The sequence below is a fragment of the Phocaeicola dorei genome, from assembly GCF_013009555.1.
Lineage (GTDB): Bacteria > Bacteroidota > Bacteroidia > Bacteroidales > Bacteroidaceae > Phocaeicola > Phocaeicola dorei.
In genome coordinates this window covers 2,958,875-2,975,077 of the sequence record NZ_CP046176.1, presented here as the reverse complement: position 1 = coordinate 2,975,077, position 16,203 = coordinate 2,958,875, and the positions used below count along the sequence as shown (strand labels likewise).

15 protein-coding genes and 1 pseudogene are annotated in these 16,203 nt (G+C 44.7%); 11 read left to right on the top strand and 5 right to left on the bottom strand.

Features of this window, described 5'->3' with window-relative positions:
- Positions 1-88 precede the first annotated feature (88 nt).
- The 8 genes and pseudogenes from GKD17_RS12475 to GKD17_RS12440 all read left to right on the top strand — a co-directional run.
- Complete coding sequence (locus GKD17_RS12475) at positions 89-961, top strand: SDR family NAD(P)-dependent oxidoreductase (protein ID WP_007835076.1); 873 nt, start codon at positions 89-91, stop codon at positions 959-961.
- A 16-nt stretch (positions 962-977) separates the two neighbouring features.
- A complete protein-coding gene (locus GKD17_RS12470) occupies positions 978-2,732 on the top strand; it encodes a thiamine pyrophosphate-binding protein (protein WP_007835078.1) in 1,755 nt (584 codons plus the stop codon).
- 175 nt (positions 2,733-2,907) lie between these two features.
- On the top strand, positions 2,908-4,128 hold the full coding sequence (locus GKD17_RS12465) for a polysaccharide pyruvyl transferase family protein (RefSeq protein ID WP_007835081.1): 1,221 nt from the start codon (positions 2,908-2,910) through the stop codon (positions 4,126-4,128).
- A 100-nt stretch (positions 4,129-4,228) separates the two neighbouring features.
- Positions 4,229-5,575, top strand: coding sequence for an O-antigen ligase family protein (locus GKD17_RS12460; protein ID WP_007835084.1), 1,347 nt, complete (start codon positions 4,229-4,231; stop codon positions 5,573-5,575).
- Entirely contained in the window at positions 5,523-6,524 is a 1,002-nt protein-coding gene (locus GKD17_RS12455) for a glycosyltransferase family protein (protein ID WP_007835086.1), read from the top strand. Before GKD17_RS12460 ends, GKD17_RS12455 begins: the two co-directional genes overlap by 53 nt.
- A gap of 17 nt (positions 6,525-6,541) precedes the next feature.
- A complete protein-coding gene (locus tag GKD17_RS12450) occupies positions 6,542-7,645 on the top strand; it encodes a glycosyltransferase family 4 protein (protein WP_007835088.1) in 1,104 nt (367 codons plus the stop codon).
- Positions 7,646-7,722: 77 nt separating this feature from the next.
- Complete coding sequence (locus tag GKD17_RS12445) at positions 7,723-8,688, top strand: hypothetical protein (protein ID WP_229057247.1); 966 nt, start codon at positions 7,723-7,725, stop codon at positions 8,686-8,688.
- Positions 8,689-8,747: 59 nt separating this feature from the next.
- Positions 8,748-9,887, top strand: a pseudogene (locus GKD17_RS12440) (ATP-binding protein); the annotation flags it as partial.
- Positions 9,888-10,011: 124 nt separating this feature from the next.
- Here GKD17_RS12440 and GKD17_RS12435 read toward each other — a convergent pair.
- The 5 genes from GKD17_RS12435 to GKD17_RS12415 form a co-directional block, all read right to left on the bottom strand.
- The gene (locus GKD17_RS12435) at positions 10,012-10,524 is read right to left on the bottom strand and encodes an N-acetylmuramoyl-L-alanine amidase (RefSeq protein WP_007835092.1); all 513 of its coding nucleotides are present in this window, start codon (positions 10,522-10,524) and stop codon (positions 10,012-10,014) included.
- Positions 10,521-10,640 (bottom strand): smalltalk protein, encoded by a 120-nt coding sequence (locus GKD17_RS12430; RefSeq protein WP_151850991.1) that lies wholly within the window; start codon positions 10,638-10,640, stop codon positions 10,521-10,523. Before GKD17_RS12430 ends, GKD17_RS12435 begins: the two co-directional genes overlap by 4 nt.
- A 74-nt stretch (positions 10,641-10,714) precedes the next feature.
- Positions 10,715-11,221, bottom strand: coding sequence for an HU family DNA-binding protein (locus tag GKD17_RS12425; protein WP_005852691.1), 507 nt, complete (start codon positions 11,219-11,221; stop codon positions 10,715-10,717).
- Positions 11,222-11,507: 286 nt separating this feature from the next.
- Positions 11,508-11,714 (bottom strand): DUF4248 domain-containing protein, encoded by a 207-nt coding sequence (locus GKD17_RS12420; protein ID WP_008781578.1) that lies wholly within the window; start codon positions 11,712-11,714, stop codon positions 11,508-11,510.
- A gap of 179 nt (positions 11,715-11,893) precedes the next feature.
- Positions 11,894-14,158, bottom strand: coding sequence for a VapE domain-containing protein (locus GKD17_RS12415; protein WP_007835098.1), 2,265 nt, complete (start codon positions 14,156-14,158; stop codon positions 11,894-11,896).
- Between the two features lie 128 nt (positions 14,159-14,286).
- Between GKD17_RS12415 and GKD17_RS12410 the strand changes: the two genes are divergently transcribed.
- Genes GKD17_RS12410 through GKD17_RS12400 form a run of 3 tightly spaced genes read left to right on the top strand, consistent with a single transcriptional unit; the run spans position 14,287 to position 16,200 of the window.
- The gene (locus GKD17_RS12410; RefSeq protein ID WP_005852686.1) at positions 14,287-14,733 is read left to right on the top strand and encodes a hypothetical protein; all 447 of its coding nucleotides are present in this window, start codon (positions 14,287-14,289) and stop codon (positions 14,731-14,733) included.
- A 39-nt stretch (positions 14,734-14,772) separates the two neighbouring features.
- A complete protein-coding gene (locus tag GKD17_RS12405) occupies positions 14,773-14,988 on the top strand; it encodes a hypothetical protein (protein ID WP_007835099.1) in 216 nt (71 codons plus the stop codon).
- Between the two features lie 21 nt (positions 14,989-15,009).
- Positions 15,010-16,200, top strand: coding sequence for a 4Fe-4S dicluster domain-containing protein (locus tag GKD17_RS12400; protein WP_007835101.1), 1,191 nt, complete (start codon positions 15,010-15,012; stop codon positions 16,198-16,200).
- Positions 16,201-16,203 lie beyond the last annotated feature (3 nt).

Genomic DNA, 16,203 nt, shown 5'->3' with positions numbered 1-16,203 from the left:
ATCCGATAATGTTGATTTTTTCAAATTGATGTATTGATGAATAGATTTTGTCACTTGAATTTTTAAAGTATATCAACATACGAAGATTATGGAACTGAAGAAATATATAAAGAGAGTAGGACGTTATCTGTTGACAGGATTACCTGTGCAACACGTTACAGCAAATATTGTTACTTTGCTACCGAATAAATTACTCTGTGGACGGACGGCTCTTATCACTGGTGGCACGAGTGGCATTGGGTATACTATAGCCGAAGCGTTTCTTAGGAGTGGGGCGTCAGTTTGTATCACGGGACGCGATGAAGCAAGATTGGTTGCTTCAATTCATAAATTGAAGAACCAATGCTCAATAGGTATGGATAATGAAATTCATTTTCTTTTACTTGACAACCGTGATGTCCAGTCTTTTTCCGAAAGGTTAAAAGAAGCTGAGCATATTTGTGGAAAGATCGACATTTTGGTAAACAATGCGGGCTTGCTTGGAGGAGATATATCCACCGCTACAGAGGAAGAGTATGATGCTGTATTAGATACTAATCTGAAAGGTACTTTTTTCCTTTCGCAAATGGTAGCAAGGAACATGAAGCAAAATAAGATAAAAGGCAATATTTTGAATATTGCTTCTTCTTCGTCTTTCCGACCGGCTGCATCGGCTTATACCCTATCGAAATGGGGCTTGCGAGGATTGACACTGGGACTTGCCAAATCGTTCGCACCTTACGGCATTGTGGTGAATGGCATTGCTCCTGGACCAACAGTCACTCCTATGATTTTGAAAGATGTAAGTAGTAACCTTTTATTCGAGGGAAATCCATTGGGTCGTTATGCTTTGCCTGAGGAAATAGCCAACATGGCTGTTTTCTTGGTTAGTGACATGGGAAGGACAGTGGTAGGAGACATTGTTTGCATGACGGGTGGAGCGGGACTGATTACGTTTGATGATGTGAATTATAACTTTTAAAGAATTAGATTGGAAAATGGAACAATACTATACTGATGAGCGTAATGTGCAGATACTCATAGCTCTCCTTAAAGCACATGGCATAAAACAGGTGATCGCTTCTCCCGGGTCAGCTAATGTCACTTTCGTAGGGAGTTTACAACAGGACCCTTGGTTTGAAATGTACAGTTGTGTGGATGAACGTTCCGCTGCCTACATGGCTTGTGGCATGGCTGCTGAAAGCGGAGAACCGGTAGTGTTAAGTTGTACGGGAGCAACGGCATCGCGTAATTATTTCCCGGCACTTACAGAAGCTTTCTACCGTAAATTGCCCATATTGGCGGTCACTTCCACACAAGAAGAGTCCAAGATTGGTCACCTTATTCCGCAAGTCATTGACCGACATCAGCAACCTTCTGACATCGTGAAATGCAGTGAACATTTGCAAACGGTCAAAGATGAGGATGATGAATGGAATGTAACGTTAAAAGCCAACCGTGCGATTTTGGAACTTGACCACCACGGAAGAGGGCCTGTCCACATTAATCTGACAACCCGTTATAGCCATAACTTTTCCATAAGAGAATTGCCATCCGTGAAGGTTATTCATCGTTATTTGCCTCATGGTAAACTTCCACCAATCCATAAAAGAAAGACTGCTGTTTATATTGGGTCGCATTCGAAATGGAAGCCTGAGGATGCGGCTTTGTTGGAGGCGTTTTGCCACGCATACAATGCAGTCGCGTTTTGTGATGCTACTGCCAATTATCATGGAAAGTATTGTGTAAATTATAATTTACCTGCTTGCCAAAGCATAGCAGACACTAATAAAAATCCTGATTTACTGATACACATCGGGGATATGTCGGATGAGGCAGGAATGGTAGGAACCCCTAAAGAAGTATGGAGGGTTTGTCAGGACGGAAAATTGTCTGATAGATATGGAAAGCTAAGCGCTGTTTTCGAAATGTCTGAAGGAGATTTTTGGAGCCACTATGTGGCAATGGCCAAAGAAGAAAATGGAGATGATTCCTATCTTATGTCATGTTTGAATATGGAGAAGCGGATTTTGGGTAAATTGCCGGAACTTCCTTTCTCTCATATCTATGTGGCTTCTCGGCTACACGACAAAATACCTGAAAATTCAGTTATGCATTTGGGTATATTAAGCCCCTTGCGTTCATGGAGTTATTTCAGATTTCATCCCACGGTGGATATTTATTGCAACCAGGGTGGATTTGGTATCGATGGTAACCTCTCTTCTTTGATAGGTGCTTCTTTGATTCATCCTGAGAAACTTTATTTTGGAGTAGTCGGCGACTTGTCTTTCTTTTACGACATTAATTCGCTTGGTAACCGTCATATTGGGAACAACCTGCGGGTTTTGTTGATTAATAATTCTCTTGGGGCAGAATTTCTGTTGTTCAAGCAAACAAACATCATTACTTGTGTGAATGACATAGAGTCTTATATTTCAGCGGAAAACCATTTCGGTAACCAATCATCTGTATTAGTCCGCCATTATGCGGAGGATTTGGGATTCGAGTACTTGTCTGCGTCTAGTAAGGAAGAGTTTGATAAGGTTTATCCTCGTTTCGTTACTCCCGAATTAGCAGAAAAATCGATGATTTTTGAGGTTTTTACCCATGTGAAAGATGAGAATGATGCGTTAAAGAGAATGTGGAATATCGAAATAGATAAAAGTTTGAAAGGAACAGCTAAGAAAGTTGTTAAATTCCTGTTTGGACACGAGGGGATGAACAACACAATAAAATTCATATTAAAGAAATGATATTGGTATGAGTCCTCAATTTAGAATTTCATATTTAAATATATACTTTCGTTTTGAATCAAAGACCAATAGTATAATCATCTAGCGAAACAACTCATATTATGGTAATAATAGCCATTAGGAGCTATAGAGAAGGTAAAGGATTGAGTGGTTTGAATGTTTTAATAATAAAGTCATGAATATTTTAATGATAAATCAACCTCTAAACAATCGTGGGGACGAATCGGCTCATAAAGCTTTGTTGAGAGCTGTTTGCAAGGAAAAGAAGAATGTACGTGTGACAGTATTGTTCATTGGTGCAAATCCTGACAGCATACACCAGTTTGATGTACATTTACCACAAGTGACCTATGTCAATCTTTCTGAAATGAGGGGAATGGGATGTTTGTCCAAATTGGGTATGATTTACAATGTACGTTGGATTTGGCATTTACATCCGATGATTTTCAATATAATGAAGTTATATAAGGAATCGGATGTAGTGTTGTGTGCACCTGGAGGCATTTGTATGGGAGGGTTTCAGAACTGGTGGCATCTGTTTATGTTACAACTTGCTAAATATATAGGAAAACCTTTGGTTTATTATGGGCGTTCGTTTGGCCCTTTTCCTGTTGTAACACGAAGTAATCGGCAGTTTAAAAAACTAAGTGTTGAAATGTTACATTATTTTTCTTTTTTATCTATCCGTGACAAGAAGTCTGAGTCCTTGGCACAGGAGTTGGGCATTCGGTATGTAGCTACAGTAGATTCTGCATTTTTGGATTCTCCCAAGCTGGAATTACCTGATGAAATACTTAGTTTTATAGGTCACAAACCTTATGTAGTATTTGTACCCAATCAACTTAATTGGCATTATGCTTATCGGCATGTTTCTGATGACTCTTTGTTGACATTTTATTCTAGCATTATTGACTTATTGATTAAACGTTATCCCAGTCACAATATTGTCATGTTACCGCAACTTTTTAATGCTGGTGGCTGGTGTGATTATTTGTTCTTCGAAAAAATTAAGGGTCGGAATCCTAATGCTCCATTAGTGTCTATTAGTGATAAATACAATTCAGATGTTCAGCAAACAGTTATTGCTGGTGCACAGAGTGTAATAGGTGCCCGTTATCATTCTATTGTATTTGCTATTAATAATGGTGTGCCATTTATATCTCTTAGCTACGAGCATAAAATGTCCGGTTTATTGTGCTCGTTAGGAGGGGAAGAAATGATGGTGGACATAGTAGATACTTTTATTTCGTCTGAAAATATGCAAGCGACTATTGAATTGATTCGGAGTAAATTAAATGTTATTTGCTTAGATCAGAAACTTAGATTTAAGGCACAAAATATGGCTCAGAACAGTTTTGATAAGTTTGTCAGGAGTATCTTTTCAATCTGCGGCTAGATATAATTGGGTAGATAACATGTCGATAGTTAATAGACAGCCGTTTTTTACGTTCAGTATATAGGTACTTTTTCGGGGGCTGACATTTTATGCTTTATATATGGATATTTTTAATGTAATTATTCTGATACTTTTTGCTGAGGTCATATTTTTCCCTATCAACAAAGGGTATTCTTTGGCTGCTGTAATAGTTATACTACTTTTAGTACCAAGTATTTTGAAGTTTAATATAGGTGTGAATTTAAATGTGTTCAATTTAAGCATATTCATCTTTTGTGCTCTTTTATTTTTTTATAGCAGGCATCAACAAGTACAATTCCGAGGAATTTTCCAGATAATAAAAGGGTATTGGGGCTATGTTGTTGTCTGTGCATTTTTAGCATCATTTGGTGAAATTTCTATTGGAGAGTATCTGAAGAACATGCTATTGTTTTCTGTAGAATATACGATGTTTGCCTATGCTATGTGTTATATAAGCTTGGATGATAAGGCAATTAAGATCATAGATATATCATTAATAGTCTGTGCTTTTATAATTATTGCTTATGGGCTATTTAATTATTTCACATTTTTCAATCCATATATTGCTTATATCAGTTTGTTAACGGATAATTTTGATATGGCAAATGTTTTTCAAGAAGAAAGCCGTGGCTTAATTGCAGGGCGAATATCCAGCACTTTTATTCACCCGTTACAGTTGGGACAAGCTTCATTATTACTTTTTTGTTATGCACTACATCAATTTGAGCATCGTTCTCGGTTATTTATATATTGGCCGTTGGTTGTTGGCTTGATGTTGATGTGCGTGTTTTGTGGATCACGTTCTGCATTAGTGCCAATGTTGCTAGCTATTGCAATATATGTAGTGTATTGTAAAAGAACGTCTTATATCGTATCATCTGTTTTAGTAGGCATTGTTTTGGCGCTTTTTTGTTATCCGATGCTTTCAAAAGAAACTAAGGATACAGTGGAAGGTTTTGTGTTGTTTTGGAATGATAAAGCGGCTGCTAAGGCTGAAATGCATGGTAGTTCTCTAGGTGGGCGTACAGAACAGCTGACCTATGCATTCCAAGTGATTGATAACAGGCTGTTAATGGGATATGGTGAAGGGCACGTACGCAATTATGGAGAGACTCATTCAGGTATGTTGGGTTATGAAAGTGTAGTTTTAGAGGAACTTGTAGATGGTGGAATTTTGGGTACTGTGTTCTTCTTTATTTTCTATATCGGTTTATACAAGGGACTGTTGAGAAAGTGTATAAATAAAGAAGAGAAGGGACGCGCTCATACCTTGTGCTTTCCATTTCTTTTTAGCATTTGTTTGACAGGGATATCTTATTCATTTTTTACCTTGTATATGATATTTTATTTTCTTACTTTATATAATATAATCAATGGCAGAGAACAGCGATTTTACATTGAAAGTAACAGCACTTATCATTCTTAATTACAATAATTATAAGGATACTCTCAACTGTATTAGGAGTGTTGAACATTATAATACTGCTCCTGTTAAATTGGTCGTGGTAGATAATGGGTCTACACATCGTGATGAGGTCATGAATTTGAAACAATATGTAGAGAGGAGGTATGCAGGGCGTAATTTGCGACTCAATGACGAAGAGTTGTCAGTAAAAGTTAGTTCTTCATCGGTAACCTTGCCTTATATTACATTTATTGAAAGTTCATCTAATGATGGATATGCACGTGGTAACAATAAAGCCTTGCATCTTTTGGAGAAGGATGCGGATGTACAGTATGTGATGATTCTTAATAATGATGTACTTTTCATACAGGATATAATTCCTGCGTTGGTAGCTTTTGTGGAGAACCATGAGGATGCCGCATTGGTCAGTCCTCTTTTATATAAGAAGGACATGGAGGAGATTGATGTCAATTGCGCGCGACTTGACACTTCCTATAAAGCAGAATTGGTAGAAAACTTTTTTCATTATTGTTATAAGGCTATAGGGACTGATAATCCTTTTGTGGAAAAACGTTATATTATTAAGAAAGGGACACTTCTTACTAAAGTGATTCCTATTGAACTACCTTCTGGTTCGTGCATGTTTATACGTAAACAATTATTTGCTGACTTGCGTTTTTTCGACCCCTACACTTTTTTGTACTTTGAAGAGAATATACTTTGGCAAAAAGTAAAATCCATAGGCAAGCGGAATTATCTTCTTACAGGTTTAAAATGTATTCACTTGGGGGCATCTACTACTTCTTTTTCACCAAGTTTGTTCATACTGGATCATAATTATAGAAGTGCCCGTTATTATATGAAGAATTATATGGGGGTGTCTAAACCTGCTTATTGGCTTTATTGCTTTTCGGTTGTAGTGTCAAAGTTTTTGCTTCGATTGCAAAAAGCGATTATGCATAAAAAATAATATTTATTTTCTAAAAAATGAAAGTAACCCATATCTTCTGGAGCCTCGGCTTCGGTGGCATCGAGACCATGCTTGTCAATATTGCCAACGAGCAAGCCAAAGCAGGGGCTGAGGTGAGCATCATTATTATTAATGACTGGCTGGAAAAGTCGCTTGTAGACACACTCTCATCGCGTGTTAGACTCGTTTGTCTCAACCGCAAGCTGCACTCGCGTTCACTGAGTTTCATATATCAGTTGAACCGTGTTCTAGACCGGTTATCTCCTGATGTGATTCACCTGCATTGTAGCGAATTAATCCGGTTGCTGTGCAATAAGCAAAGTCGTGTAGCGTGTTCCACGCTACACGACTTACCAATAGGATCGGTAAGGCGTGGGCGTCTGATGAACCTTGTGCCCTTTGCCCACATGGTACTCGCCAGATCGAGCAATGTGGTGAACATCGACGAAGTGCCGTTAGTATTCTCTATCAGCAATGCTGTGCAGCAGGCACTGCATGATAATTATGGTGTGGAGAGCACGGTGGTATGCAACGGTATCGTGACCTCCCGTTTTGTCTCACGCCCTAAGACCATGCCCGGCAGACAGTTGCGCATCGTCATGGTGAGCCGTCTGGAACACGACAAGAAGGGGCAGGACTTGCTCATCCGTGCAGTGGCAGCGTTGCAAGGAACTGTTACGGTGGACTTTATCGGTATCGGCTCCAGCATGGAATATCTAAAACAGCTCACTGCCGAATTGCATGCTGAAACGTATGTACGTTTTCTGGGCAAGCAGACGCAGGGCTACGTGGCAACGCATCTGGCTGACTACGACCTCTTTGTGCAGCCATCCCGTTGGGAAGGTTTCGGTCTGACAGTTGCGGAGGCTATGGCGGCAGGCGTACCTGTATTGGTCAGCGAGGGGCAAGGCCCTGCCGAGGTGATACAGGGCAACCGCTATGGCTGGGTTTTTGTCAATGGAGATGCCGACGACTTGCAGCGGCAGATAGTCTTTATCAAGGAACATTATGGCGAAGCGATGACGAAGGCCGATGAAGCGAAGGACTATGTGAGGAATACGTATGATGTGAGTGTCACGGCACGGGCCTACTTGCAGAATTATGAGATTCTAAAAAAATAAAAGTATATTGAATGAATTTCATATAATATGTGTTGTATGAATATCCTCAATATGTCATCTATAATGAATATGCACACATGAATAGAATTAGATACTTTTTTCGCATACACTTAAAAGGAATAACTCGTATTTACCGGTTGTTTCGTAGAATAATGCGTAATGCTTTCTATGTGAGATTAATGGGAGTTGGAAAGTTAAAAAAAGCTGATACTTTTTTCTTCGTAATAGATCCTCGCTTTAATCATCCCGGGCTTGCTGACCGTATGAAGGCAATAATCGCATGTTATAATGAAGCAAAGAAAAATGGGTTGCATTTCAAGATTGTATTCAAGCAACCTTTTGTGCTGGAGGATTATTTACACCCGACAAGCATAGATAATGATTGGGTGGCCGATTTTAGAGATTTGGAATATTCCTTCTTTAAAACCCGGTTTGTGGATGAGAAACGAGGGTGGCATTTGTCGGCAACGTCTGGGTGTCAATATCATTGCTATAATTATACGGGCGATATTATTCCTGAGATATTTGAGAATACGGGATATAAATGGCATGAACTCTACCATGAGTTGTTTACACCCAACGAGGAAATTGTACGGGCCATCCATGACACGGGGATGCCTCCCCAAAGCTATTGCGCCATACACCTGCGATTTGTGAATGCTTTGGAAGATTTTGAAGAAGGACATTATAATAGACTCTCAACGGAAAGTGAAAAGCAACTCCTTATAGAACGATGTAAAGCTGGTATTCGAAAGATAATTGCCTGCAATCCTCACAAAAAGATGCTGGTGTTTTCAGACAGCAAAATATTTCTACATTCATTAGATGATCTGCCTGTGGAAACGCTCAATCCTGATACCATCGGTCATATTTGTTTTAATAATAATCATGAGCAGGTGTTGAAGGCTTTCCTCGATCAATATATGATTTCGCTAGCAAGTAAAGTTTATATGATCACTGCACCAGAGATGTATTCTAGTTCTTGTTTTTCTTTGTGTGGCGCTAGAATTGGCGGTGTGGAGTTTGAACATATGATTGTATAGGGTTTAAATTCTTCTCTGAAAAGAAATAACCCTTTTTATTAGGATTTAAACGATGAATCATGGAACAGCAGCAGTTGAAGAGATGCCCGATAGGGATACAGACTTTTGAGAAAGTCATAGAGGGGAACTACCTTTATATAGATAAGACGGAATATATTTACCGTATGGCACACGGTGCTTCCAATTATTATTTTCTGAACCGTCCCCACCGGTTCGGCAAGTCGTTGCTGGTTTCCACGATGCACAGTTATTTTGCTGGGAAGAAAGAACTCTTCAAAGGGCTTGCTATCGAAAAGCTGGAAAACGAATGGACGGAATATCCGATGCTGCATTTTGACATGAGCCGAGCCAAGCATGTGGACAAGGAGAAACTGAATGAGTATCTGGTCTGGCAGTTGCGGGGATATAATGAAAAATATGGCCTGACGAAAAACAATGATGCGGAGGTTAACATCCAGTTGGCAGATCTGATAAAGCGTGCCTGTGAACAGACGGGCCGCCAGGTGGTAGTCCTCATTGACGAGTATGACGCGCCCTTGCTGGATGGGATGCACGAGGAAGAGAATCTCCCCGCACTTCGTAATGTGATGCATAATTTTTACAGTCCGCTGAAGGGGTGTGACCCTTATCTGCGCTTTGTGTTCCTGACCGGCGTCACCAAGTTTTCGCAGCTCAGCATGTCTGGCACTTTGAACAATATCTCGAATGTCAGTATGTTGAAACCATACGCTGCCATTTGTGGCATTACTCAGGAGGAAATGCTGGAACAGATGGCCGGACATATAGAACACCTGGCCATATCACTGGAGATGAGCAAAGAAGATATCCTGCTGAAATTGAAAGAGAAATATGACGGTTATCATTTCACCTGGCCTTCGCCCGATATTTATAACCCGTTCAGCCTGCTGAATGCCTTGGAAAGAAGGAAGATAGACAACTATTGGTTTGGCAGTGGCACACCCACCTATCTGGTAGAGATGCTGCGTAAGTGCCACGTCCTTCCCTCTGAAGTGGGGCACAGTATGCAGGCCATGGCTGCCAGTTTTGATGCCCCTACTGAGCGGATGACAACTATTGTGCCTTTGCTCTATCAGAGCGGCTATATCACGATAAAGGACTATGACAAGCTGACGGAGCTTTATACGCTGGATATCCCGAATCGTGAAATAAGGGTGGGGCTGATGCAAAGCCTGTTACCAAACTAGCAGAAACCCACAACATCGAAAAGTGGGTGGTGGAGGAATGAAAAGCAAGTAGGAAATTAGAACAAAGGGCTAAGACAGAACGCCACTTGTCCGCCTTAGCCTTTCAATAAAAATAAATTTACTTTTCCAGAAATCTGTATTCACTTTCCACATCAAAACAAGGGCACGCCTTCGGAATGCTTCCCGGCATGTTCCGGTGTCCTCGGATCTTCGCGTCCGGAAAGAGTTTCCTGAGCTTCATTAGCAACAACAGCAGCTGCTCACATTGTTCCTGCGTGCGCGTGTCAGCCGGGTGGCCTTCCGCATCCAGACCACCCTCATAGCAAATGCCGATGGAGCAACGGTTCCAGGGGCGGCAGTGCGCGCCCACTTCCTTCAGCTTGCGGTGCTGGGTGATGATGCCCGAGCGGCGGATGTAGAAATGATACCCGATGGTGCGGAACTTGCGCTGGCGGTGGCAGCGCAACAGGTCCTCTACGGTGAAGTCCCGGTTCTCGCGGGTGGCGGAGCAGTGGATGATGATATATTTCACCTCCTGCATGTACGGTCCGTCCTCGACGCTTTTCAGCAGTTCTCGTTCGCTCGCCACTTCCTCATCGGCGGTGAACAGGGGGAAGGATTCCTCTATCATAGGCTGAAAGGAAAGGTTGTGCAGCTGGTGATGCCCAGTGCGGTGAGGGCGGCGATTGCCGCCTGGATGATGGCCTGAAGAACCTTCTGCCATGTGATTTTATTATTTTCGCTCATTATTCTTTAAATTTTAGTTCTCCATAAGAGTTCGGGAAATTACCGGAACGGACATACAGTCCGTCCCGGCCGGGTCACACCTGTCCTTCGGTGGGCTGGTTGGCTTCGTTGCCTCCTCCTTCTCCTCCCGTCAGGTCCACGGTGGTCTCGCCCGCCTTGATGCTCTTCAGCAGGATTCTGGCAGCACGGCGCGAGGGCACGAGGTTGAACACGGCGTCCTCCAGTAAGTTTCGGAACCGGTCGCCGGGAGTCCAGTTCACGTTGAGCTGTTCGATGTGTATGGCGGGGTTGAAGGTTTCCAGGTTTTCCGCCCCCCGGCTTTGGATGCTGATGCTGAACACGCCCAGGTCGCCCATCTCGATGCGCTTTCCCTCCAGCAGCATCTCACGCATGCAGTCCACGGTTTGCATCAGCACGGCATAGATGTCGGCGCGGTTGTACTTGGATCCGTGGCTGGCGATGTGCCCGGCAAACTTGTCCAGTGTCAGGATGTTGGTGTACTGTGACTTGGCGTAGGCCTTTTTGGGCGCATCCTCATCGATGGGGTTGCCAAGCATGGCAATACTGTAATTGATCGACATAATCGGTTTGTTTTTAATGGTTAAACACTCAGTCACTGCGCGGCTGTAGCGGACTGTCCGGAATATCCACCGGGCCGGCAGGTCTTGGAGAATGTGCTGAACAGACTTGGCTTGTCCGTTGAACAGACCTAACCTGTTCGTTGAACAGACTTAGCTTGTCCGCTGAACAGACTTAGTCTGTCCGTCGCATCTCTTTGACATGTGCAAAGGTATCACCCCTCAAAATCGCAGTGTCCGTCTATGTCTGTTTATGTCCGTCTACGGAAAAATTTCTTTCGGAATGGGGTCAGGGTGTGGCGGATGGCTCGCCCAGGTACTGGCGGATCAGGGTCACCTGCTTCCAGGTGAAGGTGCGGTTCCGGCTTTGGTAGCCGGTTCCGGTGAGGGCTTCGACCAAGGGGTGGCAACGGGCTATCCAGCGTGTGAGGTGGCGCACGGCGGTGGCGGAAGTGGCATCGGGAAAATATTGCAGGGCGAGTTCTTGTTTGTTCATGGCTCTTGAATTGTTTTTTTGTAAATGCTTGAATATCAATTTTAGTGGAGGATATGGAGGGGTATTATATAATTTATATAAATGATATACTTATTATTCTTTCCTTTAAAGGAAGATACTTCTTACTTTCATATAATGGAAAGTTTGAAAAATATCCTCCATATCCTCCACTAAGGGTGTCAGAAGGGGAGTTCGGTATTCTCTTCGGAAGGCTTTTCGCCGGGGGGATCCGCCTGTTCCGTTTCGGCCGGCAGCAAGTGCTGTACCTCCTCGGTAGTGCGCTCCACCACCACCCAATAGTTTGCGTTGGAGGCCTTTACCTGTCGGAAGCCCAGCTCGCGCATGGCACGGCCCACCTTCTGGAGACTCAGCCGCAGCGAGGTGTTGCCGAAACGACCGATGATCTGGCTGCTGGTGGTATAGACTCCCCGTTCCAGCCCCACGGGCTTGCGGTAGTAGGTCAGGATCAGTTCGTACTCCGGACGGGGCACCTCAAACTGCTGCACATGGCCGCGCAGCTGCTGGATCTCTTTATCGGTAAACCAGTAACGGAAATTTACATCCTGGTAGAGCGCGTACGTCTGGCTGTAGATGCCCTCGTAGGGGATGTCCGCTTCCCACGGGCTGTCTATGTCCTCCACCTCGAAGGGCAGCCATCGCCGGTTCCCCGTGTCGTCGGTGAGGAACTGGAGATTGTTCCCGGTGGCTACGAACGAGGCTACATGGGGCAGGTGCACCTTGTTGCGTCCGTAGGCTCGGCGCTCGTCCACGTAGCGTTGCGTCACCATCGCCTTCAGCTGGTTCAGCTCCGAGGGGGGCATGGTATCGATCTCCTCCAGATTGATCACCAGGTTCTCGGTCATGGTGAACAGGTCGTCTTTGGTCATGCGGCTAGAGTTGCTCTTTGTGGTGTAATATTCGGACAATACGGGCGGCAGAATATGCTGCATGAACGAGGTCTTGTAACTGCCTTGCCGCCCTATCAGGGTGAGGATCACCTGGTTCACCACGGTCTCGTCCAGGGCGGCGGCAATCATGGACACCATCCACCGTTTCAGGATGTCGGCAAAGCGGACGGGAGTTTCGGAGAGGTCGTTCCGTTCCCGGCTTTTGTCCTGCTGCAACGGACTGTGCGGACTTTCCTTGACATGCACCATGGCGGCCAGCCGGCCGATGTAGTCGGTCTCTCCGTCCCAGGGCGGCAGACCGTCCAGATACTCTTTCAACGGATGATATTCCTTGACGAAATCACTGCCGAGCAGCGTATGCAGCTCGTTCAGGTTGACCGCCATGCCATGGTGTTGCATAGCGCACCACAGGGAGTTCTCGATGTGGTCGGTGAGCCGCTGCCAGTGGCAGGCGGAAGCTTCGGGACGGTCGGTGTACGCATCAGCAATCAGTTGTGTCTCAATCTGGTGGGTAAGCATGTTCATCCGGAACTTCATATAGCTGTTGATAAACTCCTCCATCTCCTCCACGGTGGCCTTCTTATGAGAGGAATCATTCTCTTTCTCCTTTTTTCGGACGGAACGGGGCAGGGGGACGGTGTTGAACTCCATCGTGAGCGAGTAACAACTCTTTATGATGGGCAGCAGCTGCTCGCGCGGATAATCGGGAAAAGTCCGGAGGGCCCATGCCTCGGCGTCCGCCTGCGGAACACCGCAGCGGTTGGTATGATAGAAACAACGGCTTACGTAGTCGTTGTAGCTGCCCGGTGCGTATGCTATTCCTTCCTCTTCCAACTGTGCACGGATAATCTTGTAGGCACGTTCCGCCGTCACGGTCACGGCAGTACCGCGCTTCGGCTTCTCGCGGGGCTTCATTCCGCTGGTGTGGAAGGAGGAGGCTTCGGGGCGGAGCAGGGCTTCGGGGTCGTGGCAGAGGACCGACATGCGCGTGGCGTTCTTGCATTGTCCGTCAATCTCCACTCCGCACAGGCGAGCGTAATGGTCGTTCACCCACTCCCATACCATGCGGTAGTTGGCCTTGGTCACTCCGCCCTCCACGTGGCTGATGACCCGGATGCCGCATCCCGAGATGGTGATGTACACCAAAAAGGAATGAATATCCTCCTTTACCAAAGTCAGGATGGCGGCGAATCGCTCGGGGGGGATGCCGTCTATGTCCACCATGATAAATCCCGTGAATCCCTTGACATGGGCGTAGGTTCTCCCTCCCTCCAGCAGGACGGAGGGGATGAATGCCGGCTGTGCGTTCTTCATGTTGCTTTTGGTGAGCTTCCACTGCTCCAGCTGCTGCGCGTCGCCTGTCGCCTCGATGTCGGACAGCGTGGCCAGATGGGCGCGGTAATGACGGGTGGCGGTGGTGTGGGTGCTGTTGGTTATCTCCTTGAAAAGAACCTGCCAGGTGGTGGGTTCAGGCCGGGTGTCGCGCAGGGAGTGGAAGCGCGATGGGTTGCTTGATTTAAAAAAATCTTTATTCATAATGTGTAGCGTAGAATTTTGTGTCTGCAAAGTACAGAGTAAATTTTCAGGAGGACAATAGCGATTTAAAATAATCACTCTATGATTTAAAATAATCGGGAATAATTAGAAATCAAGATAAAACGATAATGAAAAACGAGACTAAAGAATCTCAAAATACTGCGAGGGCAAGTGTTGTTATCAACATTCATGGCGGTAACAATCAAATACTGCCCAACGCTACAGAGGTAGTGCAAAATTTTTATGGTGCTGAGTTCGCCCATGTGAGAACACAGAACAATGGTATGGAAGAGAAAGAGGAGGATGAGGCAGTGCGTATTGCCCGTGGCACGTTGTGCATTTACTACTCTGATGACTGGGAACTGAATGATATCATCCGCCGCATAGCTGATTGCCGCAGTGCGTCGGACTTGGCGAACCTTGTGGTGAATGATATGCATAAGCATACCATCCTTACTGCCGAACGTATGGTAAGCAAGGATTTCATAGAGGCGCTCCAGCAGTTCCTGACGTTCAAGTCGGGGACGTCCACGGGTAATATTCGTACGCAGATAAATAATGTGAGGAGAGAATGACCAGAAAGATAATTTAAAATTGATAAAATAAAAGTTACAATGAAGAGTCAAAACAAACAATCTGTATGGACGTGCATGAGTGAAAAAGCATTTTCTGCCGATGTGCATTGGATGACGATTTTCACTCCCGCTTATCAACGTGAAGCTACCATGGAGTGTTTCTATCGTACACTCATCACTGACGTGTATTCGTTTATCGGCAAATGCCTTGTGCTGGCGTTTATGCCTGCCGGCTATTTGCTTTCAAGAAAATAGGTCTATATATTCTTCTTTGCCATGTTAAAACTAAATCAAAAAAAACTGTCTTACACATTTGACCGGTGCCAGCAGTGCGGCATTTGTTATGCGGTGTGTCCTGAAAATGCCATTTCATTATCTTTGCGGCATGACGGGTTGCACGATATAAAGATAAATGCTGCGCTTTGTATCGCTTGCGGCAAATGTGTGAGAAGTTGTCCGGCTAACAAAGAGTATGGTTACGAAGGCTATTTTGATGGCTTTGCACAAAAGAAATACTACTTGGGATATCATGCGGACAACCGTATCCGTAGGGAATCTTCTTCGGGTGGTGTATGTAAAACATTGATCATCGATTCCTTAAAGAATGGCATGGTAGACGGGGCTTATTCGTTGAAGTGTACAGATTCTTTCCCTTTTGCCCAAGGTGAGTTTTATACCCGTGAGCATATTCCTTCATTCGGAGATATGCCAAATTCCGTGTATCACTCCGTGATGGCTTGCACGGAAATTGACCGGATTCAACCTTGCAAGCGATTGATGTTAGTGGGGACGGCCTGCCAGTTGAGAGCCTTGAACTCCATCATAAAGGATAAATGCGATGAGGTTGTCCGGGTGTGTATCTTTTGTAAGCAACAGAAAACACTGGACTCCACACGTTTCCTGGCTAAGATGATGGGTACGTCCGTTCCTCCAAATTTAAAATTCCGACCCCGCTATCGCGGAGATGGTTGGCCGGGAATCGTGAGAGTGGACGGATTTGAGCTGCCCTGGAATAGGGCAGCTCAAATCCCGTTCGGTAAACGATTGTGGACGGTGCCTGGATGCGGCATCTGTGGGGATTCTTTTGGTATGGAAGCAGGAGCGGACATCACGCTGATGGATCCTTGGACTATCTGCTCGCACAATGAGTTGGGAGAGACTTTGGTAACGGTTCATACTCAGAAGGGGGATGAATTGCTTCAACAATGTGTTTCCCTGAATCTGGAACCCCGGTCATTTTCCGAAGTGGAGCCTGCACTTTCGCTCAAGGATGTGTGGCGCAAACAAGTGACCGAGCCGGTCTACAGGGGCAGACCTTGTAAGAAACGTTATGTCCGTGCAGTCCGTGCGGAACGGAGGCAGCAAAGATTGTTGCGCATGGTGGTGGAAATGCTGCCTCGCTTACCCATTATCTGCTATCGGACTCTTGCTAAACTGCCCGATTTAAGAAACAGAATACTAAAATAACCC

Coding starts and splice junctions, on each gene's coding strand:
- GKD17_RS12460 (WP_007835084.1), top strand. CDS start 4,229: ATGGATATTTTTAATGTAATTATTCTGATACTTTTTGCTGAGGTCATA.
- GKD17_RS12420 (WP_008781578.1), bottom strand. CDS start 11,714: ATGAACAAACAAGAACTCGCCCTGCAATATTTTCCCGATGCCACTTCC.
- GKD17_RS12455 (WP_007835086.1), top strand. CDS start 5,523: ATGGCAGAGAACAGCGATTTTACATTGAAAGTAACAGCACTTATCATT.
- GKD17_RS12430 (WP_151850991.1), bottom strand. CDS start 10,640: ATGAGCGAAAATAATAAAATCACATGGCAGAAGGTTCTTCAGGCCATC.
- GKD17_RS12410 (WP_005852686.1), top strand. CDS start 14,287: ATGAAAAACGAGACTAAAGAATCTCAAAATACTGCGAGGGCAAGTGTT.
- GKD17_RS12400 (WP_007835101.1), top strand. CDS start 15,010: ATGTTAAAACTAAATCAAAAAAAACTGTCTTACACATTTGACCGGTGC.
- GKD17_RS12470 (WP_007835078.1), top strand. CDS start 978: ATGGAACAATACTATACTGATGAGCGTAATGTGCAGATACTCATAGCT.
- GKD17_RS12450 (WP_007835088.1), top strand. CDS start 6,542: ATGAAAGTAACCCATATCTTCTGGAGCCTCGGCTTCGGTGGCATCGAG.
- GKD17_RS12435 (WP_007835092.1), bottom strand. CDS start 10,524: ATGATAGAGGAATCCTTCCCCCTGTTCACCGCCGATGAGGAAGTGGCG.
- GKD17_RS12475 (WP_007835076.1), top strand. CDS start 89: ATGGAACTGAAGAAATATATAAAGAGAGTAGGACGTTATCTGTTGACA.
- GKD17_RS12465 (WP_007835081.1), top strand. CDS start 2,908: ATGAATATTTTAATGATAAATCAACCTCTAAACAATCGTGGGGACGAA.
- GKD17_RS12445 (WP_229057247.1), top strand. CDS start 7,723: ATGAATAGAATTAGATACTTTTTTCGCATACACTTAAAAGGAATAACT.
- GKD17_RS12405 (WP_007835099.1), top strand. CDS start 14,773: ATGAAGAGTCAAAACAAACAATCTGTATGGACGTGCATGAGTGAAAAA.
- GKD17_RS12425 (WP_005852691.1), bottom strand. CDS start 11,221: ATGTCGATCAATTACAGTATTGCCATGCTTGGCAACCCCATCGATGAG.
- GKD17_RS12415 (WP_007835098.1), bottom strand. CDS start 14,158: ATGAATAAAGATTTTTTTAAATCAAGCAACCCATCGCGCTTCCACTCC.